At 62.2% G+C, this 26,460-nt stretch carries 26 protein-coding genes, 1 tRNA gene and 1 pseudogene; 8 read left to right on the top strand and 20 right to left on the bottom strand.

Features of this window, described 5'->3' with window-relative positions; all coding sequences use genetic code 11:
* Positions 1-138 precede the first annotated feature (138 nt).
* Positions 139-681 (bottom strand): hypothetical protein, encoded by a 543-nt coding sequence (locus B597_RS28515; RefSeq protein WP_003294515.1) that lies wholly within the window; start codon positions 679-681, stop codon positions 139-141.
* Between the two features lie 179 nt (positions 682-860).
* Here B597_RS28515 and otsB point away from each other — a divergent pair, with 179 nt between their 5' ends.
* The 5 genes from otsB (at position 861) to B597_RS28490 (ending at position 5,040) form a co-directional block, all read left to right on the top strand.
* Complete coding sequence (gene otsB / locus B597_RS28510; RefSeq protein WP_003294516.1) at positions 861-1,637, top strand: trehalose-phosphatase; 777 nt, start codon at positions 861-863, stop codon at positions 1,635-1,637.
* Positions 1,638-1,652: 15 nt separating this feature from the next.
* Entirely contained in the window at positions 1,653-3,068 is a 1,416-nt protein-coding gene (gene otsA / locus B597_RS28505) for an alpha,alpha-trehalose-phosphate synthase (UDP-forming) (RefSeq protein ID WP_024161733.1), read from the top strand.
* 78 nt (positions 3,069-3,146) lie between these two features.
* Positions 3,147-3,791, top strand: a complete 645-nt coding sequence (can, locus tag B597_RS28500) for a carbonate dehydratase (protein ID WP_003294519.1) — start codon at positions 3,147-3,149, stop codon at positions 3,789-3,791.
* Positions 3,791-4,690: a DMT family transporter gene (locus B597_RS28495; protein ID WP_024161732.1), complete on the top strand. Its 900-nt coding sequence runs from the start codon at positions 3,791-3,793 to the stop codon at positions 4,688-4,690. The genes can and B597_RS28495 overlap by 1 nt, the downstream gene beginning before the upstream one ends.
* 273 nt (positions 4,691-4,963) lie before the next feature.
* Positions 4,964-5,040 (top strand) — tRNA-Met (locus B597_RS28490).
* Between the two features lie 434 nt (positions 5,041-5,474).
* Here the strand turns inward: B597_RS28490 and B597_RS47960 are convergent.
* The 4 genes and pseudogenes from B597_RS47960 to B597_RS28470 form a co-directional block, all read right to left on the bottom strand.
* Positions 5,475-5,612 (bottom strand): ribbon-helix-helix protein, CopG family, encoded by a 138-nt coding sequence (locus B597_RS47960; RefSeq protein ID WP_003294524.1) that lies wholly within the window; start codon positions 5,610-5,612, stop codon positions 5,475-5,477.
* A gap of 976 nt (positions 5,613-6,588) precedes the next feature.
* A complete protein-coding gene (locus B597_RS28480; protein ID WP_003294526.1) occupies positions 6,589-7,014 on the bottom strand; it encodes a type II toxin-antitoxin system VapC family toxin in 426 nt (141 codons plus the stop codon).
* A complete protein-coding gene (locus B597_RS28475; protein ID WP_003294527.1) occupies positions 7,011-7,256 on the bottom strand; it encodes a FitA-like ribbon-helix-helix domain-containing protein in 246 nt (81 codons plus the stop codon). The genes B597_RS28480 and B597_RS28475 overlap by 4 nt, the downstream gene beginning before the upstream one ends.
* Positions 7,257-7,308: 52 nt before the next feature.
* A pseudogene (locus tag B597_RS28470) lies at positions 7,309-7,803 on the bottom strand (tyrosine-type recombinase/integrase); the annotation flags it as partial.
* Here B597_RS28470 and B597_RS46870 point away from each other — a divergent pair.
* On the top strand, positions 7,765-8,013 hold the full coding sequence (locus B597_RS46870) for a DNA-binding protein (RefSeq protein WP_226924954.1): 249 nt from the start codon (positions 7,765-7,767) through the stop codon (positions 8,011-8,013). The pseudogene B597_RS28470 and the gene B597_RS46870 overlap by 39 nt on opposite strands.
* Positions 8,014-8,217: 204 nt before the next feature.
* Here the strand turns inward: B597_RS46870 and B597_RS46865 are convergent, their stop codons facing one another.
* The 3 genes from B597_RS46865 to B597_RS46225 are packed head-to-tail and all read right to left on the bottom strand — an operon-like array spanning position 8,218 to position 11,357.
* Positions 8,218-9,144 (bottom strand): hypothetical protein, encoded by a 927-nt coding sequence (locus B597_RS46865; RefSeq protein WP_152028131.1) that lies wholly within the window; start codon positions 9,142-9,144, stop codon positions 8,218-8,220.
* Between the two features lie 3 nt (positions 9,145-9,147).
* A complete protein-coding gene (locus B597_RS46230; protein WP_031323218.1) occupies positions 9,148-10,221 on the bottom strand; it encodes an AAA family ATPase in 1,074 nt (357 codons plus the stop codon).
* The gene (locus B597_RS46225; protein ID WP_082321459.1) at positions 10,218-11,357 is read right to left on the bottom strand and encodes a DUF262 domain-containing protein; all 1,140 of its coding nucleotides are present in this window, start codon (positions 11,355-11,357) and stop codon (positions 10,218-10,220) included. Before B597_RS46225 ends, B597_RS46230 begins: the two co-directional genes overlap by 4 nt.
* 363 nt (positions 11,358-11,720) lie before the next feature.
* Between B597_RS46225 and B597_RS28460 the strand changes: the two genes are divergently transcribed.
* Complete coding sequence (locus B597_RS28460) at positions 11,721-11,930, top strand: hypothetical protein (RefSeq protein WP_003294532.1); 210 nt, start codon at positions 11,721-11,723, stop codon at positions 11,928-11,930.
* Between the two features lie 163 nt (positions 11,931-12,093).
* Positions 12,094-12,255, top strand: coding sequence for a hypothetical protein (locus tag B597_RS47270; RefSeq protein ID WP_003294534.1), 162 nt, complete (start codon positions 12,094-12,096; stop codon positions 12,253-12,255).
* Positions 12,256-12,378: 123 nt separating this feature from the next.
* On the opposite strand, the gene B597_RS28455 is transcribed toward B597_RS47270, so the two are convergent.
* The 12 genes from B597_RS28455 to B597_RS28400 form a co-directional block, all read right to left on the bottom strand.
* Positions 12,379-13,635 (bottom strand): OprD family porin, encoded by a 1,257-nt coding sequence (locus tag B597_RS28455; RefSeq protein WP_003294535.1) that lies wholly within the window; start codon positions 13,633-13,635, stop codon positions 12,379-12,381.
* A gap of 270 nt (positions 13,636-13,905) precedes the next feature.
* The gene (locus tag B597_RS28450) at positions 13,906-15,621 is read right to left on the bottom strand and encodes a tannase/feruloyl esterase family alpha/beta hydrolase (RefSeq protein ID WP_003294537.1); all 1,716 of its coding nucleotides are present in this window, start codon (positions 15,619-15,621) and stop codon (positions 13,906-13,908) included.
* 252 nt (positions 15,622-15,873) lie between these two features.
* A complete protein-coding gene (locus B597_RS28445; RefSeq protein WP_024161730.1) occupies positions 15,874-16,272 on the bottom strand; it encodes a DoxX family protein in 399 nt (132 codons plus the stop codon).
* 122 nt (positions 16,273-16,394) lie between these two features.
* A complete protein-coding gene (locus tag B597_RS28440; protein ID WP_024161729.1) occupies positions 16,395-17,894 on the bottom strand; it encodes a sigma-54 interaction domain-containing protein in 1,500 nt (499 codons plus the stop codon).
* A gap of 207 nt (positions 17,895-18,101) precedes the next feature.
* Positions 18,102-19,469: a TRAP transporter large permease gene (locus tag B597_RS28435; protein WP_003294540.1), complete on the bottom strand. Its 1,368-nt coding sequence runs from the start codon at positions 19,467-19,469 to the stop codon at positions 18,102-18,104.
* Positions 19,470-19,485: 16 nt separating this feature from the next.
* Positions 19,486-20,088 carry a TRAP transporter small permease subunit gene (locus B597_RS28430; protein ID WP_003294541.1) on the bottom strand — a complete coding sequence of 201 codons (603 nt, stop codon included), beginning with the start codon at positions 20,086-20,088 and terminating at the stop codon, positions 19,486-19,488.
* Positions 20,089-20,308: 220 nt separating this feature from the next.
* The gene (locus B597_RS28425; RefSeq protein ID WP_003294542.1) at positions 20,309-21,394 is read right to left on the bottom strand and encodes a TRAP transporter substrate-binding protein; all 1,086 of its coding nucleotides are present in this window, start codon (positions 21,392-21,394) and stop codon (positions 20,309-20,311) included.
* A gap of 610 nt (positions 21,395-22,004) precedes the next feature.
* Positions 22,005-22,403 carry a MerR family transcriptional regulator gene (locus B597_RS28420; protein ID WP_003294544.1) on the bottom strand — a complete coding sequence of 133 codons (399 nt, stop codon included), beginning with the start codon at positions 22,401-22,403 and terminating at the stop codon, positions 22,005-22,007.
* Positions 22,404-22,481: 78 nt separating this feature from the next.
* Positions 22,482-23,663, bottom strand: a complete 1,182-nt coding sequence (locus tag B597_RS28415) for an acetyl-CoA C-acetyltransferase (protein WP_003294546.1) — start codon at positions 23,661-23,663, stop codon at positions 22,482-22,484.
* A gap of 257 nt (positions 23,664-23,920) precedes the next feature.
* The gene (locus tag B597_RS28410; RefSeq protein ID WP_003294548.1) at positions 23,921-24,550 is read right to left on the bottom strand and encodes a CoA transferase subunit B; all 630 of its coding nucleotides are present in this window, start codon (positions 24,548-24,550) and stop codon (positions 23,921-23,923) included.
* 4 nt (positions 24,551-24,554) lie between these two features.
* Positions 24,555-25,250 carry a CoA transferase subunit A gene (locus B597_RS28405; RefSeq protein WP_003294550.1) on the bottom strand — a complete coding sequence of 232 codons (696 nt, stop codon included), beginning with the start codon at positions 25,248-25,250 and terminating at the stop codon, positions 24,555-24,557.
* 86 nt (positions 25,251-25,336) lie between these two features.
* The gene (locus tag B597_RS28400; protein ID WP_003294551.1) at positions 25,337-26,236 is read right to left on the bottom strand and encodes a hydroxymethylglutaryl-CoA lyase; all 900 of its coding nucleotides are present in this window, start codon (positions 26,234-26,236) and stop codon (positions 25,337-25,339) included.
* Between the last annotated feature and the right edge of the window lie 224 nt (positions 26,237-26,460).

Genomic DNA, 26,460 nt, shown 5'->3' with positions numbered 1-26,460 from the left:
ATGCTCGCGTCATGGTGGATGTAAAAAGCGACATCCACCCTACGCCCGCTTGCTGCCACCCTACGCCCGCGGCCGGGGCGGCCTGTGAGCTCCGGGGCCATGTCGCTTTCGCCTCCCGGGTGCGGTGAATGGCTCGCTCTACTCCCCCGGCCGCTTGTCCCTGCCCGAATCCAGCGGGGCTTCGCCTTCCAGTTCCTCGTCGGACAGCACGCTGTCGTCCTCGCGCAGCAGGGCATCGCCGCCGCCCAGGCCGGTGTTTTCATCGCCTTCGGCGGGGCCATCCCAGGGTTTGCCGTCCAGCGGGTCGTAACGGCCCAGTTCGGCTTCGTCGAGGTCCACGTCCGCGCCGATCTCGTGCTCGGAAACCACGCTCAGATCCTGATCCGTCGGGCCGCCATGGCCGCGTTCGTTCGGCGAGCGGCCACCATCCTCGGGAATCAGCGTTTCCGGGGCCATGTCGTCCATGGTGGCTTCGCCATCCAGCACTTCGCCCTCCGTCATGCCAGCCTCGGCTGCGCGTTCCGCCGGGAACTGGTCGGCAACCTGCTCTCCGGGGACCTCGTCGCCGACGCGGCCCTTGCGCTCGTCCCGACGCTGATCGAAATCGAGCTGTTCGATTGAGCCCATGCGGTCCTCGGTGTCGTCGATTTCCGTCGGGGTGTAGGGTTTCTGATCGCTCATGATCGTCTCCTGTCAGAACGTCGGTCTTGCAGCTTGTGACCCGGCCGCACGGCGAAGATTCAGGCCCGTTCGCTGGCCGATCGCGGCATTCGGGTCCATCCTCTTGCGTTGCAGTAAATGCCTGAGGGTCTTGTGAAAAATGGACGAACCTCCGCGCGTGATCTGGAGTCCTAACCTGCATGAACGATCAAAACGACCAACCCGCGCTGGAGGCACGGCACTGTGCTTTCTTCTTCGACGTCGACGGAACGCTGGCTGAGATACAGCCGCGACCGGAACTCGTCTTCATTCCGCCGGCCACCCTCGCGGCCCTGGCACGGCTGTCTACCGATGGCGTGCCGGTAGCCGTCATCTCCGGGCGACCGCTCGCCCAGCTCGATGCACTGCTCGCCCCGCTGAAGCTGCCTGCTGCTGGCGTGCATGGCGCCGAACGGCGCAATGCCGAAGGCGAGCTGCGCAACCTGGCGCTCGACGTCCGCGCGCTGGAACTGATCCAGCGTGAGCTGGAGCACGTCTGCCGTGAGCATCCCGGCCTGCATCTGGAGAACAAGAGCGTCGCCTTCGCCCTGCATTTCCGCCAGGCGCCGGAGCTGGAGGCCGTTGCCCGTGCGCTGGCCGAGGACTTCGCCCAGCGCTACGCCGAAGTGCTGACCCTGCAGCCGGGCAAGTGCGTGTTCGAGCTCAAGCCGCGCGGAGCGAGCAAGGGCGAGGTGATTCGCGCCTTCATGCAGGAGGCACCTTTCGCCGGGCGCACCCCTGTCTTCCTCGGCGACGACCTCACCGATGAGGCCGGCTTCGCCGCGGTCAATGCGCTCGGCGGGCGCTCCATCAAGGTTGGCGAAGGCCCCAGCGAGGCGGGCGAGCGACTGGAATCGGTCGCGGCAGTCGGCGTCTGGCTGAGCGCGCTGGCGACGAATCTCGGCGAATCGGCCGGGCCCATAACAAAATCAGACTAGAGCGAGATTTCTGCCATGAGCCGTTTAGTAGTGGTTTCCAACCGGGTGGCACCAATCAAGCCGGGCAAGGTGGCTGCCGGAGGGCTGGCCGTCGGTGTCTACGACGCGCTGCGCCAGGCCGGAGGGATCTGGTTCGGCTGGAGCGGCGAGATCAGTGCGACCCCGACCATCGACACCGAGGAAGTGGGCAACATCACCTACGTCACGCTGCCGCTCAACAAACGGGACTACGACCAGTACTACCGCGGCTTCTCCAACGCCACGCTGTGGCCGATCTTCCACTACCGCATCGACCTGGCGCGCTACAGCCGCGAGGAGTACGACGGCTACCGCCGGGTCAACGGCATGCTGGCCGAGAAGCTCAAGCCGCTGCTCAAGCCCGACGACATCATCTGGATTCACGACTACCACCTGATCCCGTTCGCCGAGGCCTGCCGCCAGCTGGGCATCCGCAACCGCATCGGCTTCTTCCTGCACATCCCGTTTCCGGCGCCGGAAATCCTCACCGCCATCCCGCCGCACAACGAACTGCTGAAGACTTTCTGCTACTACGACCTGATCGGCTTTCAGACCGATACCGACCGCCTGGCCTTCCAGGACTACATCACCCGCGAGGTGCGCGGCGTCATCGAGCCGGACGGCAGCCTGACCGCCTACGGGCAGAACTTTCGCGCCGGCGTCTATCCCATCGGCGTGGTGCCGGACGAGATCCAGCGGCTGGCCGAGAACTACAAGGGCCGCGCCCACCCCATGCGTCGTGCCAGCGACAAGCGCCGGCAGACCATCATCAGCGTGGACCGGCTGGACTACTCCAAGGGCCTGGTCGAACGCTTCCGTGCCTACGAAGAGTTTCTCGACCGCTATCCGACGCACCGCAACAACGTCGAGTTCCTGCAGATCGCACCGACCTCCCGCTCCGACGTACGCACCTACCAGCACATCCGCGAACAGCTGCAAAGCCAGGCCGGGCACCTTAACGGGCGCCTCTCCGACCTCGACTGGACGCCGCTGCACTACCTCAACAAGAGCTACGACCGGCGCGTGCTGATGGGCCTGTTCCGCACCGCCGATGTCGGTTTCGTCACGCCGCTGCGCGACGGCATGAACCTGGTCGCCAAGGAATACGTCGCTGCGCAGGACCCGCAGGACCCCGGCGTGCTGGTGCTGTCGCGTTTCGCCGGAGCCGCGCGCGAGCTGACCTCGGCACTGATCGTCAATCCCTACGACTGCGTCGGCATGGCCGAAGCGCTGGATCGAGCGCTGAGCATGCCCCTGGCCGAGCGCAAGGATCGTTACGAGCACATGATGCGTGCCATTCGTGCCGCCGATCTGGATGCCTGGCGCGACAACTTCCTGCGTGACCTGCGCTCGTTCGTCTCCCTGCCCAGCCCCTCCGTCATCGAGCCCGAAGTGCTGGTCGAGCCCGAGTGACGGCGTGCGAGTCGCTCTTGGCTTGTCAAAGCCCTGATCGGCTCGTAAGGTGCGGGGCCGAGCCATAGGGACACAAAGATGAGCGAGCTGGATCCGCTGTTCGAGAACAACGCCCGTTGGGCCGAGGCGATCAAGGAAGAAGACCCCACCTTCTTCGAGAAACTGTCCAAGCAGCAGGTGCCGGAATACCTGTGGATCGGCTGCTCCGATGCCCGCGTGCCCGCCAACGAGATCGTCGGCCTGCTGCCGGGCGACCTGTTCGTCCATCGCAACGTCGCCAACGTCGTGCTGCATACCGACCTCAACTGCCTGTCGGTCATCCAGTACGCGGTCGACGTGCTCAAGGTCAAACACATCCTGGTCACCGGCCATTACGGCTGCGGCGGCGTACGTGCCTCCATGCGCGACGACCAGCTGGGCTTGATCGACGGCTGGCTGCGCAGCATCCGCGACCTCTATTACGAAAACCGCGTGCAGCTGGCCAAGCTGGCCACCGAAGACGAGCAGGTCGACCGCATGTGCGAGCTGAACGTCATCCAGCAGGTCGCCAACGTCAGCCACACCACCATCGTCCAGAACGCCTGGCACCGCGGCCAGCCGCTGTCCGTGCATGGCTGCATCTACGGCATCAAGGATGGCATCTGGAAAAACCTCAACGTCACGGTGAGCGGGCTGGATCAACTGCCCCCGCAATACCGCCTGCGTCCGCCGCAACTGCGCTGATGGCTATCCGACAAGGCCCGGCGTTCGCCGGTCTGCTCATCGCCGTGCTCTGCTGGAGCGGCAACGCCCTGGTCGGGCGTGCCTTCCACGACAGCATCCCGCCGCTGAGCCTGTCATTCTGGCGCTGGGTACTGGCCACTTCACTGTTGCTGCCCTTCGTCGCGCGCGGGATCTGGACGCATCGCGCCACCCTGCGTGCCGCCGGCTGGCGCCTGCCGGTGCTCGCCGCCTTCGGCATCGCCAGCTACAACTCGCTGCTCTATACCGCCGCGCAAAGCACCGAGGCGATCAACCTGACGCTGGTGAACACCTGCCTGCCGCTGGCCACCTTCATCGGCGCCGGCTTCCTGCTCGGCGAATGGCCGCTGCGCCGCGCCTGGTTCGGCATGGCCGTGGCGGCGGGCGGGCTGCTCTATCTGATCAGTCGCGGCAGCTGGCAGACCTTCAGCAGCCTGTCGTTCCAGCGTGGCGACCTGATCATGCTGCTCGCCGTGCTGGCCTGGGCGCTGTACACGCTGCTGCTGCGGCGCTGGGCCGGTCACCTGATGGTTCCGCCGCTGGTGCTGATCGGCGTGCTGATGCTGCTCGGCCTGCCACTGATCCTGCCGTTCTACTTGCTCGAACTGAGCCGGGTAGGGGGCTTCGCCCTCACCCCGTCCAATCTCGGTGCAATCGGCTACACCGCGGTGTTCGCCTCGCTGGTGGCCTACGTCGGCTGGAACCACGGCGTGAAGACCGTCGGTGCCGGCAGGGCGACGATGGTCATGTACCTGATGCCGGTGTTCACCGCGCTGCTCGGCTGGCTGCTGCTGGGCGAAGCCCTGCGCACCTTCCACTGGATCGGCGGCGCCCTGATCTTCGCCGGCCTGCTGCTGGCGACCCGTCCATCATTCCGCTAAGCCATGGCGCTTTGCGTCGCGGCGGTGGGGCATCGAGACCCGTCGAGCAACGCTGCCGGACTGTAGGAGCGGCCTTGGCCGCGAATGGCCCCACTCCAAGGCTGGGCCCATGACCCTCACGCGATGACCCGCGCGGCCCGGCCCAAGCCCCGCGATCTGAGCGGCCCGACCTGTGCGCCCCGACCGTTCGTAACTAAGCGTTTGAAAAGGATAAAAAATCTGCAGGGGCAGGGTTGACAGGCCCAACGGACCAGAGAATAATGCGCGCCACTTGGCTACATAGCTCAGTTGGTTAGAGCGCAGCATTCATAATGCTGATGTCCCAGGTTCAAGTCCCGGTGTAGCCACCAGACAAAACAAGGGGTTAGCGAAAGCTAGCCCCTTTTTTATTTTGGGCAGTGTCCGCTAATTGCCCAGTTCTTGCCCAGCCTCTAGCGCGCTGCGCTTGCTTGCCGGGTGATCGAGCCGGACAGACTACGCTAGTCCGCCTCGCTCACCCGGCCTGATAGGGCAAGCGCAGGTGGATCGATAGTCCGAATATACCTAACCTCACTCAGATCAACCTCATACTCAAAACCAGCAGCAGGCTGGCCACCCACCCAGCTATCCAAAAAAATCTGATGCTGCATATTGGTACCAGGAGCCGCAGTCAAAGCCCCCACTAACTGGCATGGGCTCGACTCATACTTCTCCCCACTGGATTCATCGTAATAGCCGCAAACAATCCAGCTACCCAGGAGCGACATAAGCTGATCTAGGGACGGGCGGATGATATCCACATTGCTCATAGTTGATCCCTCTTAGAAGCCCTCAGATAGCGTCTAATCGCCTCCCGCACGTGGTAGGCGACCGTCTCCCCCGTCTCATCGGCAAGCCCCCTCAGCGACTCAAGATCAGCAGGAGGCAACAGAATAGAAAACATCGTTTTCTTTTGCCTTGGCACCTTTTGGGGGGAAGCGGGAGATGGCTGTAGCGATACAGGCTTTGAGGCAGCAAGCGGCTTGCTTGCCTTCACAGGCTGATCAACAAGGGGAGGTGCGGAGGGACTGGAGATAATGCCTTGCGGAATGCGATGGCGTGCATCCCAAGCCTTAGCCTCGACAAGCAAGCTTCGCCTGCCATCGGTAGAAAGGATGCCGTAGTGATGCTTCGCCGAACCTCTAGTGCCAACGATGGCCATAAGGTAGTCGATGCACAGTCGCCTATTGCTATCGCTCATACATAAACCCTATATATGTTTTATATATATATATAGGGTGCCATGCTCGAAGCTGTCAAGCTGCCACTCAGCCGGCCTGCGCTATACGAAACCACCTTTATTGATCGTTATTGACAATCGCATGGGCTAGGTTATTGACGTGCTACAGGGACGTCACCAGAGGTGGCCAGGCTTGCCGGAAGCAACGACTGTCAGCCTAGAATCGCTGGCTACCTCGGCAGAACGCACCGGACGAGCCTCGCCTCTTCGCTCAGCACCTCGCTCATCGGCTCGTTCGCCCGGTGCGGTACCGGAGCAAACAACGGTCTGCGACTGGCCGTCGAAGATCAGATCGGCAGCACAGAGTCCGCGACTACGAATGGAGTAACCGGCATGCGCAGCTATTGCACAGGAAGATGGCAATGGGACGCCCCGTGAAGAAGTATGGCGAGGTGTCCGGTAGACGGCTAAAGCCAAGCAGTAGCGATAGCGCCGGACGGAAAAAGTGCAACGAATGGCGCGTATTTCCTAGGCACAACAAGCCAGGAAAAACAGAGCCATAAATTCATAATGCTGATGTCCCAGGTTCAAGTCCCGGTGTAGCCACCAGACAAAACAAGGGGTTAGCGAAAGCTAGCCCCTTTTTTGTTTGTGCCGGTGACTACCGAGTGACTACACCCTGTCTACAGACGAAATCCTGTTACCCCCGCCCGCTCCAGGGATCGATCAAAGCCACCCCCAATGGCTCGAAATGACGGGTGTTGCGAGTTGCGATGACTGCATCGTGTAGCCGTCCAATCGCAGCGATCTGCGCGTCTGCCATATCTACTATCCGCCCCTTCGCTTCGGTTACGGCGGCAATCTCTGCATAGTGGACGGCTGCGTCTGCATCGAACGGCAGAATATTGCCGGCGAAATCTTCGTCAAACATGGCCGAGGCTATGTCGAGCAGCCCTTGTTTGCGCGTGCCGTCCGGCATTCTGGCAATGCCATAAAGTATCTCTGCGACAGTTATCGCACTGATCGCTAACTCGCTCGCTGGCTGGGCGTCGACCCATTCAATTACTTGCGGCGCTGGCTTGGCTCGCATCAGCTCGGACAGCACATTGGTATCAAGCAGGATCATTCATCGAAGCTCGCTGCTCGGGCCTTATCTTTTCGCTCAGGCAAGGCGAGATCCGTACCGCCGACCGCAGCAAAACGGGAGTGAATGCGAGTACCCAGCCCACCACGCTTTTCCTGCCGCGACAGGGCTTGCCGAAGGATGATTCGGGCTTCTTCTTCCATCGAACGCCCATGGCTAGCAGCTACAACGCGCAACTTCGCCTTCAGGTCGTCGTCAAGGTTTCGGATCGTAATGCTGGCCATAGAACCTCCGAGTGAATCCAATGAAATCATTGATAGCATATCTGCAGGCACGTTAAGCGGATACCACCGCATGGCCGCTTTGGATAAGTGGAGATAGGCGAAGCGCCGATTCCAGATGATCCGGCGACAGATGCGCATAGCGCATGGTCATCGTGATCGACGAGTGCCCCAGGATTCGTTGCGGGCCGAGAATGTCGCCACCAGCCATGTAATGACTGGCGAAGGTATGTCGCAGAATGTGGGTCATCTGGCCCGGCGTGTCGAAGCCACAGCGCCTGTAGGCACACCGAAAAGCCGACCGGCAGGGCATGAATAGCCGACCGTTTCCAGGCATGCCCACCTTCAATGCCAAAGCCTCGACATCCTTCGGAATGGGCACTGATCTCGACTGGCGGTTCTTGGTGCGGTGGTAATGGGCCTTGCCCCCGTAAATCGCGGCACGGGTCGGCGACTCGGCTTCATCCCAGCGTGCACCGGTCACCAAGCAGAGCAGGGCGACGGGGTAGGTGTGATTGTTGGTGGAGCGCTTGCACTCCTCGGGCAACTGGCTGAAGCTGGCAGCACTGACTATGTGCGGTGGCAGAGCATCAAGAGAGGAAAGGCCCGAATCGGCGCGAACGAAATCGAGATCCTCGGGCGAGTGTTCCCTGATTTTCGTTGGTGGCTGCTGACCGGCGAAGTGCAGCCGGAAATTGGCCAAACAAGGCCCGACTACGACGAAGCCAACCGAAACTTGGCCAATCCAAACGCGGGATAGCGATCACACAGGAAGTAGCTAGGCGCTGGTACGCCCGAAGGATAGGAGGAGGGGACGGATATGGATATTGAACGTGCACTGCTGAAAGCAGGCGTGACCGTGGCTGCGATGTTTGGCCGTCTACCATGATGCATTAGTGGCCATTCTGCCAATTTTTGGCTAAGCGCTGGCATGCCCTAAAAAAGGATTATGCAGGTAGCCAAATCACTTCAAGTGATAACAAAATATACCGACAATAATATAGCCTTCCTCTTGGAGCTTGTCAGGGCAAATATGGATGCGATCCCTGTCAGGCGCTAACTTGCTATGCCAAGTAAATTCTAAAAGATCACCTTTGAAGTCTTTGCGGCGCTGGGCCATCGCCTTTGCATCATGCTTGGTGTTTCCATTTTCATCAGTAATATTTACGCCCAGCGCACCAAAACGACCCGATACCTCCACCCTATCGCCTGAAAATATCTCCCGCCCAAAATCCGAAAGCGCGGAAAGATGATGAACTATCGGGGCGCACATGTTGAGGTACGGCTTAGACATATCCTTAATTCCGGAAAAAACTCCATCCACAAATCTCAAATTTGGAAAGGCAGATGTTGAATAACATTCCAGTAGTGACGAATTATTGCAATTGCTAACTATAGATTTCCTAAAGGCTTCTCTATAAGACCCGGCATCAGAAACAAAAAAGGCAGAAAATTGCTTTTCACTGAAAACTATAGGTTGGAAACCTTCTCGCCTCGCAGATTTGAACACAAGGCAGGAGGCATTTTCGCCGCCTAAAATCTTCGTCGCCATCCATGCCACAGTCGGCGCAAAAAGCAGGCTATCATTAATCACCACTTCCAATGGATCTGGAAGATCACCATCGTCCCAACGCTGCAGGATAGAAAAGGCAGCAGCCACTCGCTCTCGAATTTCCATAGGTATGAACAATGGACTTGCTTCTGAGTATAGCTCGTAGAAGCTAAAACCCCACCCTACGACATTAGAAAATAAGTCAGCAGAATAAAATACCTGCCAGCCACCCTCGATAGCCATGTCAATTAGATCAAGGTAATCTTCCAGCAGCTCAAGACAGGACTCATTAGGTATACCGTCAAGCAGAAAGGTTGACTCATCCAGTGCAAATATCATTCCCTACCTCGATCTCCGAGTCTTGGTTAAGGCCGATATATCCATTTGGTACTGGTCAAAGAAACCTTTCGGCCATTTATCAACGCCGCCGACCTCGGTAAAAAGCAACTCTTCTACCTCGCCCTCAAGAGGGAAGTAATGAACTATCGCATCATCAGAGCTTAGTATCTTGTGCTCCCCAATTGCGCGCCTTATTCCATTTACAACATGATCCGAGTGCGTTTCCACGACAACCTGCACGCCCGATGCTGCAATGGTTGCTAAAAAAACACCCATCTGAGATTGACCTGCGGGGTGCAGGTGAGCCTCTGGATTTTCAATAACGAGTATTCCACCATTCGCTGCCGTTAGCCCAGCCAAAATCACTGGGAGGGAATATGTAACACCAAATCCCATATTGGGCGCCCCAACCCACTCGCCATCAGGGTCTCTAAAACGCAGAGAAAACGCAGTTAATGCAGGATGCGCTTCTGTATCAATCTGCAGCGGGCGAGTTACCCTCGAAAGCCACGCCTCAGTCAAAGGCTTTAACAAATGTGTCTCTTCAGCAAAGTTTGCCGGAGCCCGACTGCCATCAACCTTAAGGCTATCTAAAGCATATAGGACATGCGCACTATATTCTCCCTTAACTCCGACCTCTAAATCTCGCGGATGAATTGCTGATGAACCTAAGATTCCTCGCGGACCATACCTTTCAGCAGAAATATACTGAAACCCTCGAGCGTCACGAGCGAGAATAGAAGGGTAAATATTCGGACCAGTTGCTTCAGCAAAAAGAGATGCCTCTGCCCCTTTTAACTCCCAAGAAAAAAATTCAGAGTCAAGTTCAAAGCCCAGCATGACATGATCTGAGTTCCAGTTTTGAAGTAGGCCAAAACTTCCTAACTCGAGATGAAATGGTCCGTTCAGTGAAACTATGCCATCATCTCTTTCAGTTGCTTGACTCAGAACAAGCAGCGAATGAATTAAAGAAGTCTTGCCAGACCCGTTTATACCTGAAAGCACGGTCAAGGGCGCCATTCTAAAACTTGATTCATTGAAGGCCTTAAAGCCTTTAATACGTAAGCTATTTATCATCTGACAATACCTTTAACCATGCTCTTTGGTTCTTCGAGACGCACTAATACCTTTCGGTAGTCGCCGGTACCGGCCCGCACCGCACCATCGTAATTAATTTGATGAAATAGTTCTAAAAAACCTTGCCGTAGCTCTTCCTTATACGGCAGTAAATCGGAAAGCTCGTAATCAGCCAAGGCTAACGCCTGAGACTCAAAAACCGCTCTATTTAATGGCCCTCGGCGGCCATCTTGAGCAGGTCTTCGGAATGCATGATCGTCTAAAATATGATTGCAATTTCTCATTGCACGATCAAAAGCAACGCATAGGTCATCAACTTTCAACCCGGAGCTCAATCTCCCCTCATCAAGTTTCCGTGTGAAATCAAGTAGAAACGCATTCAGGCTTGATGCGAGCGCATACTCAGCTATGGGCTCTCCATAAAACGCACAGAACCTGAGAGCCATTTCTCGATCAGCCATCCTACGGTTATCTCGGTACCAGTTGCCACTATTGTCACGCCGCCAAAAAAACCAATTAGTAGCCTCGTCAAAACTACTAGACTCCACTAGGTTTTTAAGCAATGTGCGCGACGTTGTTTTGCTCATGCAATGCCTAATCTCTTGGGGAGATAGCTGGCTCCCCCCAGTATTGACACGACTAAAAATGTCGTACTTAACCTCGTCAGGGGTTTGAGGCTCAATAACGTGCGCCACTATTTGAGTAGACCCAAAGCGTCGCCGAGTCGCACCGTCTAGCGTGGAAAAGCGCAAACCACTTAAAGACTTCAAGTAATCAACGCCATCTGAGGTCAGCTCTAATTCATCTGACATAAAATGACGGATTGTAGTAAGCCTCTGAACACCATCGATAACCTGAAAATTACCATCATTATCTTGGTTAAAGTAAAATGCTGGGAGAGGTATGCCCAATAATATAGACTCCACAAGCTTTACTTGCTGAGCACTCCTCCACACGAATGCGCGCTGAAAGTCAGGTGCCAAATCAAGCTCGCGCTCTAATATCTGGGTATAAACTTCCCGAATGCTAAAGGTCTTAGTTGTAATTCTTATATCTTTCGGATTCCATGGCTTAGACACCAAGTCTGAAGCCGAATAATCCTCGTCATCTAAGTTTCCCAAGCTATCTTGACTCATGCCACACCACCAAATTAATTCTATTTGATTAGAAGTGAAGCCGTAATGCGCCACTTTCTAGAATATACTGTATTTCAACGTAGGCCGACTATCGGATGTCTCGTGGAGCACGCTAGGGAAGGCACCTCGCATGAGGTGACTACACTAGGCTATTTTTCTGAGAAGCTATGGACCAGTAGAGCTGGCGGCTGGCTGAAAGCCCTGATTTATGGGCCTCTCTTGTCTACCAGGGCGCTAGGCGGGTGATTCATAACGCTCAACCTCGCGTTTAGTCGCCCCGCACTAGACATTCAAAGGCGCCTAGCCAAAGCTAGCCGCCTTTTTTGTTCCGCCATCCGCCATTCCCGTTTACCGAGGTAAACCATGTCTGACCGTTTCGATGAAATCCGTGCCGAGCGGGATGTTCGTTTCGTGGAGCCAAGCGCCCATGGCCGGGATCCTCATGCCGGGCTGTGGAAGCAGATTGCGCTGGGGATCGTGGTCGGTTATTCGGTGCTTGGCTTGTTGAGTGCCATCGGCTGGGCGGTGTTCGCGCATTTCGCGTTGGCCGGTCTGCAGTTTGCGCTGCCCTGAAGCCGTTCGCTGCGCGCTCGGCAATGGTCCCGGGAGCCGCTTTAGGCGGGGGCTGGGGCGCTGTATCCGGGCGTTGACCGCGCTATATGGGCGGCGCAGAATCGGCGCCATTTGGCGAGGGGCATCTCCGCCGGCGGTTTTCTGGTTGGATCAAGGGCAAGCGATGAATACGTTTCTGACGGCGGTATCGGTTGTGGTCTGTGTGCTGGCGATCAGCGCCGGTGTGATGCTGGACATTCGGCACAAGCCGAGCGATGAGGCGAAGCGGATGTACAGCGCCGAGCGTGTGGGCGAGGTCCTGCGGCGCAATACACGGCAGAGCTGAGCCGACAGGCGAGGCGGCAGGCTGGAAACGGGCGACCCGCGGGTCGCCTTTTTCATGCCCGGAAAAAAGCCGGGCGCGGGGGCCCGGCGAAGTCCGACGAGGAGAGGTGCTGCGGCGTGCTGCCTACCAGAGCGGCAGGCTGTAGCCGACGATGAAGCGGTTCTCGTCCAGATCGCTCTGGAAGTTGCTTCGCGTGGTGGCGTTGCGCAGCTTGAAGCCGAGGTTCTTCAGCGGGCCGCTCTGGATGACGTAGGCGATGTCGGTGTTGCGCTCCCAGGTCTTGCCTTCACTGGCGCCGGCGCCACGGTCGACGTTGTCGCCGGAGACGTAGCGGGTCATCAGGCTCAGGCCGGGAATGCCCATGGCGGCGAAGTCGTAGTCATAGCGGACCTGCCAGGAGCGTTCGTCCTGGTTACCGAAGTCGTTGATCTGCAGCAGGTTGATCAGCGCGTTGTCGCCTCCGGCAACGTAGGCGAAGCCGGTATCGCCGCTCATGTGCTGGTAACCGCCGGTAAAGGCGTGACCACCATGCTTGTAGGTGAACAGCGCGCCGAAGGCATCGTTGTCGACATTGCTGCCACCGTCGTCGGTCGAGCGCACGTAGCGCAGGTCGGTCTTGAAGCTCTGCGACTCGCTGAGTGGCATGACATGGACCAGGCTCAAGTTGTGCTGATCGTAGATACCGTCCAGCCCGCCGTAGTAGTAGCTGGTGGCCAACTGCGGCGACCAGTCGTAACGCCCGCCGGCGAAGCGGAACTCGTCGCTGGTCGTATTGCTGCCAAAGGTAATGTTGCGCAGCCCGCCGTTGAACACTGTCATCTCCTGGTAATCGGAGGAGTCGCGGTAGCTCGTGCGATCCAGCATGCCGAGATCCAGCGTGAGGCCGTCGACTTCCTTGCTCTGCAGCCAGGCGCCGCGATAGATGTTCGGCAACAGGCGGCTGTCGTTGCGCATCAGCACCGGAATCACCGGTTGCAGGGTCCCCACGTGCAGCGTGGTGGCGGACAGTTTGGCCTTCGCGGTCAGGCCCGCCGTGCCATAGTCGTCCGCCGGTTCACCGGAAGCCGACCTTGGCAGGAGGCCGGTGCCGCCGCGACCGGAGCCGGAATCGAGCTTCACGCCGAGCAGGCCGATGGCGTCCAGGCCGAAGCCGACCGGGCCTTCGCTGTAGCCGGACTCCATTTTCAGCATGAAGCCCTGGGCCCATTCCTCGGCCTTGGACTGGCCGTTGCCGGAGCGGAAATCGCGATTCATGTAGAAGTTGCGCAGATCGATGCTGGCCTTGCTGTCTTCGATGAAGGCGGCGCTGGCGGGGGTGGCGGCAATCAGCACGGCACTGCCGAGGAAGATGTGGCAGAGGGTGTTGTGGTGCAGTCGCATGGTATTTCCTCTTGTTGTTGTTCTTGGCCGCGTTGGCGCGGCGGTCTGGCATAGAGCGAATGCCATGCCAGTGCTGGCAGGTGCCTGGCCATCGGCCGCAAAGCCGCATGCCAGAGCCTGTTCCTGGCGAGGCGGGTGGGTCAGAACGGTGAGCGGTCGGCGTCCGCCGGGATGGACATGTATGGCGGGCGGCGGCATTCGGCGGGGGGGTGTCCAGTGCGGCGGACTGCCGTCGGCGCCGGCTGCTGCGGCCGGCGCCGAGTTCAGGGCTCAGTGCGTGCCCTTGCGGCTCTGTACGCAGACGAAGCTTGCGGCGGCATTGACGTCGCCCTTGCCGACGTACTTCGGCCAGCCGGGGTACTCACACAGTGGGCGGGTGCGACCGGGTACGCCGACACTGTCGACGACGATCTGCCGGCGAGGGGCACGGCCCCGCTCGACCCAGTCCTCCAGCGCGGTCAGCGAATCCCAGGTGGCATTGAATACGGTGCTGGCGGCGTGGCCGTAGCCGGGGATCTCGTAGTAGCGCAGGAAGTGCTTGGTCTTGCCCGGGCCCATGTCGCGGCGCACGCGCTGGTAATACTCGGCGGTGGCGCGGGTGCTCACCAGTTGGTCGGATGTACCGTGGGCCATGAGGAGCTTGCCGCCGTTTTCGGCGAAGGCGGACAGGTCGGTACGGTTGACGTCCTGGCGCAGCGACAGCTCGCTGATGCGCGCCTGCCACGGGCCGGGGTTCTGCGGGTCGAGGGTCAGCGAGTTGAAGGTGGGATTACGCGTCACGAAGAAGCGCACCCATTCATCCCAGAAGCCGGAATGGTAGGGCGCACCCTCGGCGAAACCGGTGCCGTGCACGGGCATCGGGTAGCCCGGCTGCAGGGTGTTGAGGCCGAGGCGGTTGACCACCAGCTGCACGCCTTCGCCCGGCCGACCGAGGTCGGTGCCCCAGGTGTTGAAGCCGGGGTAGTGGGTTTCGCCGCTGGCCAGTGGAAAGTTGAAGCGGATCGGCGTGTTGAACACCCGCAGCGCCCGGATCTGCGCATCCGACAGGCAGCGCGGCGAGGTATCGGCGCCGCCCCGGCAGCGCAGCGGTTTGCCGTCGAGCCTGGCGCGGGCCGGGTCGAAGCGCGCGTTGCAGGCGGCCTGGTGGCTGATCACACCGTCGCGTACGCCATCCAGCTTGTCGCAGGCCTGCATGGCCGCCTCCAGCAGCGCGGCGCGTTTCTCCAGGCTGGGAAAGGCGCCGGGTTGGGCCAGCGCGCGGGTGATGCGGCCGAACTGCAGGTCCAGCGCCAAAGCGTTGTAGGCGGGGTAGAGGACGATGGCGCCGTGGAAGTCGGTCGGCCATTGCTGGACTACCGCCAGCGCTTCGCGCCCGCCAGTCGAGCCGCCGGCGAAATAGCTGCGTTCGGGCGCGGCACCGTAGCGCTGTTCGATCAGGTAGACGGCGGCATCACGGGTTTTCTTCAGCGCGTCGTGGGCATAGTTGGCCAGGGCCTCGTCGTTCCAGGCGAAGGCGCCGGGGCTGAGCGGATCGGCGACATGCCCGGAGTCGCTGCCGAACACGGCGTAGCCTCGGCCGAGCGGGGTGGGCTGGTCCAGCGGGCCGGCAGGAACGTTGCCGGCGACGTTCGGCAGCGTGCCGTTGTAGCCGCCACCGCCGAACATCATCGCCTTGCGGTTCCATTGTTCGGGCAGCACCAGGCGCATGCGGATGACGGGCGCGGCGGGATCGATGGGGCGAATCTCGGCGCTGAGGTCGCAATGTGCGCCGAAGGTCTGCGGTGCGCTGCCGCCAGCGGCCACCGGGGTCGCTGCCGTGATGCGCGCGCCCTGGGTGGGCAGGCCGATGGCCTGTGCCGGAATCTGGTGGCCGAGCAGTTCGGTGCAGCTTGCCGCCTGGGCGGACTGGCTGGCCAGCAGCGCCATGGCGAGCGAGGCCAGGGGCAGGCTGCAGCGCACGAGCGGATTGAACGATGACGGGTGCATGGGGGCTTCCTCTTTCTTGTTGTCGGGCCGGCGCGCCGGTCAGGCGCATGACCGCTCAAGCCAAGGCCATGCCATTGGCCGGGACGCGGCAGGCGCAGGCGATGACCGGTCGCCGCCGGGGTTGGCAACGGCTCTGGCGCGAGAAAAAGGCGGGGTGGCGGGAGATGCGAGGGATGCCGGCAATGGCGGGTCGGGCCAGCGCCCATGTCCGGCGCGCTGGACAACTGTCCGCGGCGCCGGACATGGCGAGGTTCAGTTGTAGCGGCCGTTCAGCCCGCCGACGCTGTAGCGTCCGGCGCCGAGCAGCATGATCGCCAGGGCGCCGAAGAGGAACAGCCCCTGCAATTCGATCGCCCAGCCGCCCATCGAGCCCAGTGAAAACAGTTCGGCCCGGTGCGCCAGGGCCAGTGCCATCACCATGTTGCCCAGCATCAGCAGGCCGCCGAGGCGGGTGTAAACGCCAAGGATTACCAGCAGCGGCCCGACCACCTCACCCAGGTAAACGCCGTAGGCGAGAATTGTCGGCAGGCCCATGCCGGCGAGCATGCCGGCGATGCCGTCGACGCCGTGCAGCAGCTTGTGGATGCCGTGCAGCAGTATCAGTACGCCGACTGCCAGCCTGAGAACCAGTTTGCCTGCATCGTCTGTCATCTTCGCTCGTCCCGATTGGCGCTGCCGGATATCGGCCGCTTCGCCACAAATGTAGATCAGCCGTTGTGACATTGCCGCGTCGCGAGCCTTGCAAGGCTCGCGATAGACAGCTCGCAGCAGGCTCAGCGCTGGCTCAGGCCGTGTTGCTGCAGCTTGCTGTAAAGGCTGGCGCGGGAGATGCCGAGCTCCATCGCGGCGCGCCGGCGGTTGCCCTTGCAGGCCAGCAGCGCGCTTTGCAGGGCGCGCCGCTCGGCCTGGGCGAGGGTCTGCGCCAGCGGCTGCAGCGGCAACTCGTCGAGGCTTGCCGCGGGCGCTGATTGGTTGTCGGGGGCTGGCATGGTCTGCGGCGCCGGTGCGTCGGCCGAACGCGCCTGGTCGCCGAGCAGCGGCAGCAGGTGCGCGGCCTGCAATTGCGGGCCGTCGGCGGACAGCTGCGCGCGTTCGAGCAGGTTGCCCAGCTCGCGCACGTTGCCGCGCCAGGGTTGCGTGCAGAGCAGTGCCAGCGCTTCCGGGCTCAGCTCCATGGGCGGCTGGCCGGAGCGGTTGGCGATGTCGTCGAGCAGGTGCTCGACCACGGCCGGGATATCGCTGCTGCGCTCGCGCAACGGCGGCACCCGCAGCGCCAGCACGTTGAGCCGGTAGTACAGGTCGTCGCGGAACTGGCCGGCGGCGACTTTGGCTTCCAGGTCGATATGGGTCGCGGCGATCACCCGCACGTTCAGCGCCTTGACCTGGTTGGAGCCCAGCGGCTCGACCTCCTGCTCCTGCAGCACGCGCAGCAGCTTGGCCTGCAACGGCAACGGCAGATCGCCGATCTCGTCGAGGAACAGCGTGCCGCCGTTGGCCACTTCGAACTTGCCGATGCGCGCCTTGCGGTCGGCGCCGGTAAAGGCGCCGGGGGCGGTGCCGAACAGTTCGGCCTCGACCAGGCTTTCCGGAATCGCCGCGACGTTGACCGCGACGAACGGCCCGCGCGCCCGCGGCGACAGGTTGTGGATGCCCTGGGCCAGCAGCTCCTTGCCGGTGCCGGTTTCGCCGCGCAGCAGCACGGTGGCATCGAGCTGCGCGGCGCGCCGGGCCTGGCGCTTGATCTCGCTGGCGGCCGGGCTGTTGCCGATGAAACCGGCGATGGTGTAACGCGCCCGGCGCGCCTTGGCCAGCTCGTTCTGGGTAGCGACCAACTGCGTCTGCAGGCTGGTGTACTTGGACATCAGCGGCTTGAGATGCCGTGCGCGGTCGAACAGCACGAAGCCCAGCGCGCCGACCAGGGTGCCGTCCTCGTCGCGCAGCGGAATGCGGGTGACGACGAAGTGCTCGTCGCCGAAGGCCATCAGATCGAGCATGCTCGGCTGACCGCTTTCCACCACTTCGCGCAGGCGACTGGCCGGCAGCACCTCCTCGATTTCCTTGCCGAGCACGCTGGATGGATCGCGGATGCCGACCTTTTCGGCGTACTTGTCGTTGATCCAGACGATGCGCGCCTGGCGGTTGACCGCGATGGTGCCCTCGCACTGCGCGTTCAGGTGATCGAACAGCAGTGGCATGGCCACGGCACGGAAGCGTTCCGGCGAAACGCCGACGATCAGGCCGTGGTTGTCGAGTGCGTCGCGGGCAATGCTCATGGGCTGTCAGGGTCCGTTCTGGGGCGACCGATTATGGTTGGCCCCGGCTGCCGCGGGCAAGGCAGCCGGAGGACGTTGGAGACGCTGGAGAAAACGTTGCCGAGGCAGGCAAGACAAGGCAGAAGCGGCCGAAGAAGCGGAGTTTACGTGTTGTAAATGAGCATTCAGAGGCCGGTTCTAACGCAGTATTGCCAACGTAGGTAGTTTTCAGGGGCTATACACTTCGTTGGGCAGCCAGGTGGCCAGCGGCGCGAAATAGAACACCAGGGCCAGGCCGAGCAGCTGGATGAGGATATAGGGCAGCACGCCGAGGTAGACATCGCGGGTGGTGATGCCCGGCGGGCAGACGCCCTTGATGTAGAACAGCGCGAAGCCCACCGGCGGGGTGAGGAACGAGGTCTGCAGGCAGAGCGCGAAGAGGATCGCGAACCACAGCGGATCGACGCCCATGGAGAACAGCACCGGCGCCACCAGCGGCAGGATGATCAGGGTGATCTCCACCCAGTCGAGGAAGAAGCCCAGCAGGAAGGTGATCGCCAGTACGGTGAGCAGCACGCCGGTCTGGCCGAACGGCAGGCCGGTGAGCGCCGCGCGGATCACGTCGTCGCCGCCCAGGCCGCGCAGCACGGCGGCGAATACCGTGGCGCCGATGAAGATGCCGAAGATGAATGCGGCCGTGCGGCTGGTCTGGTACAGCGCATCCTTGAGCACCGGCAGACTCAGGCGACGGCTGGCCGCAGCCATCAGCAGCGCGCCGAAGGCGCCCACGGCCGAGGCTTCGGTGGTGGTGGCGATGCCGAAGAAGATCGAGCCGAGCACGACGAAGATCAGCGCCAGCGGCGGCACCACGGCGCGGAACACGTCGAGCAGCGCGCGGCCGTCGAGTTTCGGCCGGTTGACCGGGGCCGGAGCGAAGTCCTTCTTCAGCCAGGCGACCACCACAATGTAGAGGATGTACATCAGCGCCAGCATCATCCCCGGGATCAGCGCGCCCATGAACAGCTTGCCCACCGAGGCTTCCGAAGTGCCGAGGCGGTCGGCCATCAGCACCAGCATGATGCTCGGCGGAATCAGGATGCCCAGCGTACCCACCGAGCAGGCGGTGCCCACCGCCAGGCTCTTGTTGTAGTTGGCCTGCAGCATCGGCCCGATGGAGAGCATGCCGAGCAGTGCCACCGAGGCGCCGACGATGCCGGTGGACGCCGCGAGCAGGATGCCGACCACCACCACGGTCACCGCGTAGCCGCCGCGCAACGGGCCGAGCACGCGCACCAGACTGTGCATCAGGCGTTCGGCGATGCCTGAGCGATCGAGCATGATGCCCATGAAGATGAACAGCGGCAGGGCGACCATCAGCTCGTTGGCGACGATGCCGTAGATGCGCGCATCGAGCACGCCGATGGTGCCGTCCCAGGTGAACCAGAGGTTGGCGTCGAAGTGTTCGACCAGCACGTAGCCGAGCACGGCGAAGGCCAGGCCGATGCCGGCCAGCGACCAGGCGACCGGGAAGCCGAGCAGCAGCAGGCCCATGAAGCTGGCGAACATGGCGATGACGAGGATTTGTTCCAGACCCATGATTATGACTACTCCATCAGGGCTGCGAACGAGCGCGGTCGCGTTCGTCCGAGGGGGCCGTCAGGGCCCGCGGGAAATTGAACAGCAGGGTGCTGCAGCGCAGCGCCCGGGAGAGCAGCGCCAGCACCACCAGCGCGAGCCCCAGCGGCAGCACGCTCTTGAAGATGAAGCGGTAGGGCAGTCCGCTCGGCGCCTGGGAACGCTCGTTGTACAGGTAGGCCTTGTAGGCGTAGGGGATCAGCGCATCGATCATCAGCACGATCACCGGCAGGGCCAGCACGGCGATGGCGATCAGCTCGATCCAGGCGCGACTGCGCAGGCTGAAGCGTTCGCTCAGCACGTCGACGCGCACATGGTCGTCGCGCACCACCGCATAGGCGAGTGCGAGCATCAGGGCGGCGCCGAACAGGTGCCAGGACAGTTCCTCCAGCGCGATGGAGCCGCGCGAGAGGGCGAAGCGGCTGAACACATTGGCCAGCACGACCAGCAGAACCGCCAGCCAGAGCCAGGCGCTGGCTTCGCCGATGGCGACCAGCAGGCGATCCAGCGGTCGCGAGATACGGTTGTACGGCAGCGCGTCGGGCGCTGGCGCATCGGGAGAGACGGGCTTGAAGGACACGGCGACCTCGAAATCTCGACACAGGTTATGAAGGCGGGCACGTCGCCGTACCCGCTGGTTAGTGGCCTGTTTGGTGAGTCTGGTTGTTCAGTTTCGGCGCCCATGGCCCCGATACGGCGTTGCTGCTCCAGCTATGACGCGTCGCAGAACCTAGTCTCGGAGCCATGTTCATCCGAGCTTGCCTCAACCCACTCACCGCACAGGCCACAGCGCGCAGCTGTCAGTCGTACTTGTAGAAATCGCGCGGCAGGTAGCCCATGCCGTGCCAGATCGAGTGGTGCTGCATGAACTCGCGCTGGCTGGTCAGCACGCGCTTGAACATCTCGTCCTTGGCGGCCATCTCGTCGAGCACTTCGTCGGTGACCTTCTGCAGCTCGCGCAATACCGGCTCGGGCAGCACCTGGGCCTTCACGCCCTGCTTCTGGTAGTCACGCAGGGCGGTCGGCTGGGCCCACTCGCTTTCGGCGAAGCCCTTGAGCGTGGCCGACTCGCAACCCATCTCGATCAGTGCGCGGCTTTCCGGCGCGAGCTTGTCCCAGACGTCCTTGTTCACCAGCAGGTGCGAGGTGGTCAGCGTCTGGTGCCAGCCGGGCATGATGTAGTTCTTGATGATCTGGTCCAGGCCCAGCATCTTGTCCACCGCCGGCTGCGAGAACTCGGTGGCGTCGATGGTCTTGCGCTCCAGCGCCTGGTAGATCTCGCCACCCGGCACCATGGTCACCGAGGCGCCGAGCTTTTCCAGCACCTTGCCGCCGATGCCGGCGAAGCGGATGCGCAGGCCGTCGAAGTCCTCCAGCTTCTCGATGGGATTGGCGAACCAGCCTGCACCTTCCGGGCCGATGATGCTGCACAGCATCGGATGGATGTTGCGCTCGGCGTAGATTTCCTCGAGCAGCTTCTTGCCTTCGCCCTGGTAGTACCAGGCCAGGTGCGCCGGTGGCTCCATGTTGAACGGCGCGCCGGAGTACAGCGGCAGGGCCGGTATGGTGCCCTGGTCGTAGCCGATCCAGGTGTAGCCGGCCGGGTACTTGCCGCTGCTCACCGCATCCATGATCTCGAACGGCGGCACCAGTTCGCCCGGCTCGTAGTAGCGCAACTGGATGTCGCCACCGGAGACGGCCTTGAGCGATTCGGAAAGATGCTTGACCGGAGTGGAGAGGCCGATCAGATGCGAAGGGAAGGCCAGCGGCACCTGCCAGCGGATCTTTTCCGCGGCGCTGGCGATGCCACTGAGCAGGCTGGCGCCGAGCAGGGTGGTGGCACCGATGGCGCAGGCGATACGGGAGAGTTTGTTCTTGGTCGACATGCAGGTTTCCTTCTTGTTGTTGTTCTGGTGCCCGAGGGGACGCGAGTCGCCCATGGGTCAGGTGTTAACAGGCCAGAACAAGAACGAAGGCCGAGCCGATGCTGCCGATCCGGCGCCAGTCTTGTTCTTGGGTTTGTTCTGGCGTCGCAGGGTGGTTTGCAGGTTCTGTGCCTATCGCATATGGCGGGTCGAAAGGCGGGATTGGTTTTGGTGCGGGCGAGGCTGTGGCAGAAGGCGCGAACGTCGATAGATGGTCATTGGCTGGCGTTGGCGTGGCCGGTGGGCTGAAGCCCACCCTACGGGGGGCGGCGTTTGGCGGCGCGTTGCGGGCTTTTGAAGCTCACTTGCAGCAGCGAAGCCGGGCGTTCGTAGGGTGGGCTTCAGCCCACCAGCTTGCCATTACCCGAGGTCGTACTCACAGGTTCGAGACCCGCGCGGATGTCCATCCTGGCGGACACTGGTTGCGTGCCGAAGCGGCGATGTCTTGATTTCTGGAAAGTGTCCATTTTTCCGGACGATCCGATTGGCGGGTGGCCCGCACAAAAAAAATCAGACATTGCGCGTGGCGCGACGCCTGATCGGTCGAACGAGAGGTGAAAAGCGAGAAGGGTCAGCTGGCCGCTTGCTTGGCCAGGGTGCTTTCCAGGGCGCTGCGGCAGCGCTCTTCGGCGGTGTCCAGCTCCAGTTGCATCTGCTGGATGTCGAGCAGTTGCTGCTCCAGTTGCTGGCGCCGTTCGGCGATCATCTGCAGCATGATGTTCAGCTGCTTCTGATTGCCGGCCTTGGGGTCATAGAGCCCGATCAGCGTCTTGCATTCGGCCAGCGAGAAGCCGATGCGCTTGCCACGCAGGATCAGCTTGAGGGCGACCCGATCCTTGGGCGAGTAGATGCGCTCCTGGCCACGGCGGGTCGGCGAGAGCATGCCCTGTTCTTCGTAGAAGCGGATGGCGCGAGTGGTGATATCCAGCTCGTTGGCCAGGTCGGAAATGCTGTAGGTCTGTTTAGCCATGGTTCTTCCGGTTACCCACGAGCACGCCCGGCGAACCGGGCGTGCCTATCTGCCAGCCTGCGCGCGACTACGCCACGCTCAGGGGCGCTCGACGGCCAAGGCTACTCCCTGGCCACCGCCGATGCACAGTGTCGCCAGGCCCTTGCGAACATCGCGGCGCTGCATCTCGTGCAGCAGGGTCACCAGGATACGGCAGCCCGATGCGCCGATCGGGTGGCCCAGGGCGATGGCGCCACCGTTCACGTTGACCTTGTCGGCATCCCAGCCCAGTTCCTTGCCGACCGACAGCGCCTGCACGGCGAAGGCCTCGTTGGCTTCGATCAGGTCCAGCTGGTCCAGCGTCCAGCCGGCCTTGTCCAGGCAGCGCCGGGTGGCCGAAACCGGGCCGATGCCCATGATCGCCGGGTCGACGCCGGCATTGGCGTAGCCGGCGATCCTGGCCAGCACCGGCAGGCCCAGGGCCTCGGCCTTGCTGGCGCTCATCAGGACCACCGCGGCGGCGCCGTCGTTGAGGGTCGAGGCGTTGCCGGCGGTGACGCTGCCGTCCTTCTTGAACGCTGCGCGCAGGCCGCCGAGGGACTCGGCGGTGGTGCCGGCGCGGGGCTGCTCGTCACGGGCGAAGGCAAGCGGGTCGCCCTTGCGCTGCGGGATCAGCACCGGGGTGATCTCGGCATCGAAGCGGCCGCTTTCGATGGCGGCGGCGGCACGCTGCTGCGACTGCGCGGCGAAGGCGTCCTGCTGGGCGCGGTCGATGTCGTACTGGTCGGCCAGGTTCTCCGCGGTGATGCCCATGTGGTAGTCGTTGAAGGCATCCCACAGGCCGTCGCTGATCATGGTATCGACGATCTGTGCGTGGCCCATGCGCAGGCCGGTGCGCGCGCCGGGCATGACGTAGGGCGCCAGGCTCATGTTCTCCATGCCGCCGGCGATGACCACCTCGGCATCGCCGCAGCGGATCGCCTGCACGGCCAGGTGCACGGCCTTGAGGCCCGAGCCGCAGACCTTGTTCAGCGTCATGGCCGGTACGGCGTGGGGCAGGCCGGCCTTGATCGAGGACTGGCGCGCGGTGTTCTGCCCGGCGCCTGCGGTGAGCACATGGCCGAGGATGACTTCATCGACCTGGGCCGGGTCGATACCGGTTTTTTCCAGCAGGGCGCGGATCACGGTGGCGCCCAGTTCGACTGCCGGTACATTGGCCAGCGCGCCCTGGAAACTGCCGATGGCGGTGCGGGTTGCAGCTACGATGACGACGTCTTGCATGACGGACTCCGAATGAAAAGGCGCTACGCCGGGGCGTAACGCGAGGGCCAGGCACGCGGCCCGGCTCCGGGAAAGGGTGCCCTCGAACGACAGGGGGCAAGCCATTGGTCAGCGCGCTGGCGGACCGGTCGATGCCGCAGTATACGGGCACCTGGGTGACTGGCCAGTGCTGGCGCGCAGCCGGCTCGGGGCGTTCGGGGCGGGCGGGAAGACGCGGCGGGCAAGGGATGCTCCTGCGTTCTTCCCGCACGCAGGCTTCAGCGCTGGATCGGGCAGCCGGTGGCCTCTTGCAGCTCCTCGAAGCTGACGCCTTCGGCCAGCTCCACCAGCTTCAGGCCCTGCTCGGTGACGTCCAGCACGCCCAGATCGGTGATGATCCGGTCGACCACGCCGAGGCCGGTCAGCGGCAGGTCGCAAGCCGGCAGGATCTTGTGCGCACCGCCCTTGGCGGTGTGCTCCATCAGCACCACGACGCGCTTGACGCCGGCCACAAGGTCCATCGCGCCGCCCATGCCCTTGACCATCTTGCCGGGGATCATCCAGTTGGCCAGGTCGCCCTTTTCCGACACCTGCATGGCGCCGAGGATGGCCAGGTTGATGTGGCCGCCGCGGATCATGGCAAAGCTCTGCGCGTTGTCGAAGAAGCTCGAGCCCGGCAGGGCGGTTACGGTCTGCTTGCCGGCGTTGATCAGGTCCGGGTCGATCTCTTCCTCGCTCGGGAAGGGGCCGATGCCAAGCAGGCCGTTCTCGCTCTGCAGCCAGACGTCCATGCCGTCGGGAATGTAGTTGGCCACCAGGGTCGGCAGGCCGATGCCGAGGTTGACGTAGAAGCCGTCCTGCAGCTCCTGGGCGGCGCGTTGCGCCATCTGTTCACGTGTCCAGGCCATGCTCTCAGCTCCTCACCGTGCGTTTTTCGATGCGTTTTTCCGGGTTCGGGTTGTGCACGATGCGATGCACGTAGATGCCCGGCAGGTGGATCTGGTCCGGGTCCAGCTCGCCGGTCTCGACGATCTCCTCCACCTCGACGACGCAGACCTCGCCGGCCATCGCTGCCAGCGGGTTGAAGTTGCGCGCGGTCTTGCGAAACAGCAGGTTGCCGGCCTTGTCGGCCTTCCACGCCTTGACCAGGGCCAGGTCCGCGGTCAGCGATTCTTCCATCACGTACCACTCGCCGTTGAACTGGCGGGTTTCCTTGCCTTCGGCCACCAGCGTGCCGTAGCCGGTCTTGGTGTAGAACGCCGGGATGCCCGCGCCGCCGGCACGCAGCTTCTCTGCCAGGGTGCCCTGCGGGGTGAATTCCAGGGCCAGTTCGCCGGCCAGGTACTGGCGCTCGAACTCCTTGTTCTCACCTACGTAGGAGGAAACCATCTTGCTGATCTGCCGTGTCTCCAGCAGCAGGCCGAGGCCGAAGCCGTCGACGCCGGCGTTGTTGCTGATGGCAGTCAGGTCTTTCTTGCCGCTGTCGCGCAGCGCGGCGATCAGCTGCTCGGGAATGCCGCACAGGCCGAAGCCGCCGACGGCGATGGTCATGCCGTCCTCGACCAGGCCTTCCAGGGCGTGGGCGGCGCTGGGGTAAATCTTGTTCATGAATTACCTCTACTTGTTGTTCTGTCTGTGCCGGGTGGTCCGATAGATGGCCGCCCAACGAATAGGGTTTAGCAAAATCGGTGCCGCTAACCCGCCTGCCTGGCGCGGGCGACCCGCGAACCGTTGGCCCGCCCCAGCAGCTGGCTGATGCGCTGGCCAGCAGCGATCAGCTTGTCGAGGTCGATGCCGGTGGCTATGTCCAGACCGTTGAACATGTACAGCACGTCTTCGCTGGCGACATTGCCGCTGGCTCCCTTCGCGTACGGGCAGCCACCGAGGCCGGCGACCGAGCTGTCGAACACGGCGATGCCCTCCAGCAGGCTGGCATAGATATTCGCCAGCGCCTGGCCGTAGGTGTCGTGGAAATGCCCGACCAACCGTTCGCGCGGCACTTCGCGGGCCACAGTATCGAACAGCGTGCGGGTCTTGCCCGGTGTGCCGGTGCCGATGGTGTCGCCCAGGGAAACCTCGTAGCAGCCCATGGCAAACAGCTCACGGGCGACTTCGGCGACCTTGGCTGGCGCCACCTCACCTTCGTAGGGGCAGCCGAGCACGCAGGAAACGTAGCCACGCACGCGGATGTCGTGCTCGCGGGCAGCCTCCATCAGCGGCGCGAAGCGTGCCAGGCTCTCGGCGATGGAGCAGTTGATGTTCTTCTGCGAGAAAGCCTCGGAGGCCGCACCGAACACCGCGACCTCCTTCACGCCGGCCTCAATGGCCGCCTCCAGGCCCTTCATGTTCGGCGTCAGCGCCGCGTAGGTGACCCCGGCCTTGCGCTGGATCTGCGCAAAGACCTCGGCAGAGCCGGCCATCTGCGGCACCCACCTGGGCGAGACGAAGCTGCCGACCTCGATATAGGACAGCCCGGCGGCGCTCAGGTCGTTCACCAGGCATACCTTATCGGCGACGCTGATCGGCTGCTGCTCGTTCTGCAGACCGTCGCGCGGGCCGACTTCAACCAGCCGGACCTGTTTGGGCAGGCTCATATGTCCTCCAATGGGTGAAAGCTCATCGCGTCCTTCACCTGTGTCTTTGAATTGTGGTGCCGCGGGTCATCCACCGTAGGGTGGGCTTCAGCCCACCGATGCCACTGCACGCCAGTCGATATGTTCGGCCACCGCTGGTGGGCTAAAGCCCACCCTACGAAACCAGGTCATCCGTTGTAGGGTGGGCTTCAGCCCACCGATGTCGCTGCAGGCCAGCCGATATG

The sequence above is a fragment of the Stutzerimonas stutzeri KOS6 genome (assembly GCF_000307775.2).
Taxonomy (GTDB): Bacteria; Pseudomonadota; Gammaproteobacteria; order Pseudomonadales; family Pseudomonadaceae; genus Stutzerimonas; species Stutzerimonas stutzeri_B.
Note: the sequence above shows the minus strand (reverse complement) of the source record. Positions and strands in the feature narration are given on the sequence as shown.

Coding starts and splice junctions, on each gene's coding strand:
- B597_RS28515 (WP_003294515.1), bottom strand. CDS start 681: ATGAGCGATCAGAAACCCTACACCCCGACGGAAATCGACGACACCGAG.
- otsB (WP_003294516.1), top strand. CDS start 861: ATGAACGATCAAAACGACCAACCCGCGCTGGAGGCACGGCACTGTGCT.
- otsA (WP_024161733.1), top strand. CDS start 1,653: ATGAGCCGTTTAGTAGTGGTTTCCAACCGGGTGGCACCAATCAAGCCG.
- can (WP_003294519.1), top strand. CDS start 3,147: ATGAGCGAGCTGGATCCGCTGTTCGAGAACAACGCCCGTTGGGCCGAG.
- B597_RS28495 (WP_024161732.1), top strand. CDS start 3,791: ATGGCTATCCGACAAGGCCCGGCGTTCGCCGGTCTGCTCATCGCCGTG.
- B597_RS47960 (WP_003294524.1), bottom strand. CDS start 5,612: ATGTTTTCTATTCTGTTGCCTCCTGCTGATCTTGAGTCGCTGAGGGGG.
- B597_RS28480 (WP_003294526.1), bottom strand. CDS start 7,014: ATGATCCTGCTTGATACCAATGTGCTGTCCGAGCTGATGCGAGCCAAG.
- B597_RS28475 (WP_003294527.1), bottom strand. CDS start 7,256: ATGGCCAGCATTACGATCCGAAACCTTGACGACGACCTGAAGGCGAAG.
- B597_RS46865 (WP_152028131.1), bottom strand. CDS start 9,144: ATGATATTTGCACTGGATGAGTCAACCTTTCTGCTTGACGGTATACCT.
- B597_RS46230 (WP_031323218.1), bottom strand. CDS start 10,221: ATGATAAATAGCTTACGTATTAAAGGCTTTAAGGCCTTCAATGAATCA.
- B597_RS46225 (WP_082321459.1), bottom strand. CDS start 11,357: ATGAGTCAAGATAGCTTGGGAAACTTAGATGACGAGGATTATTCGGCT.
- B597_RS28460 (WP_003294532.1), top strand. CDS start 11,721: ATGTCTGACCGTTTCGATGAAATCCGTGCCGAGCGGGATGTTCGTTTC.
- B597_RS47270 (WP_003294534.1), top strand. CDS start 12,094: ATGAATACGTTTCTGACGGCGGTATCGGTTGTGGTCTGTGTGCTGGCG.
- B597_RS28455 (WP_003294535.1), bottom strand. CDS start 13,635: ATGCGACTGCACCACAACACCCTCTGCCACATCTTCCTCGGCAGTGCC.
- B597_RS28450 (WP_003294537.1), bottom strand. CDS start 15,621: ATGCACCCGTCATCGTTCAATCCGCTCGTGCGCTGCAGCCTGCCCCTG.
- B597_RS28445 (WP_024161730.1), bottom strand. CDS start 16,272: ATGACAGACGATGCAGGCAAACTGGTTCTCAGGCTGGCAGTCGGCGTA.
- B597_RS28440 (WP_024161729.1), bottom strand. CDS start 17,894: ATGAGCATTGCCCGCGACGCACTCGACAACCACGGCCTGATCGTCGGC.
- B597_RS28435 (WP_003294540.1), bottom strand. CDS start 19,469: ATGGGTCTGGAACAAATCCTCGTCATCGCCATGTTCGCCAGCTTCATG.
- B597_RS28425 (WP_003294542.1), bottom strand. CDS start 21,394: ATGTCGACCAAGAACAAACTCTCCCGTATCGCCTGCGCCATCGGTGCC.
- B597_RS28420 (WP_003294544.1), bottom strand. CDS start 22,403: ATGGCTAAACAGACCTACAGCATTTCCGACCTGGCCAACGAGCTGGAT.
- B597_RS28415 (WP_003294546.1), bottom strand. CDS start 23,663: ATGCAAGACGTCGTCATCGTAGCTGCAACCCGCACCGCCATCGGCAGT.
- B597_RS28410 (WP_003294548.1), bottom strand. CDS start 24,550: ATGGCCTGGACACGTGAACAGATGGCGCAACGCGCCGCCCAGGAGCTG.
- B597_RS28405 (WP_003294550.1), bottom strand. CDS start 25,250: ATGAACAAGATTTACCCCAGCGCCGCCCACGCCCTGGAAGGCCTGGTC.
- B597_RS28400 (WP_003294551.1), bottom strand. CDS start 26,236: ATGAGCCTGCCCAAACAGGTCCGGCTGGTTGAAGTCGGCCCGCGCGAC.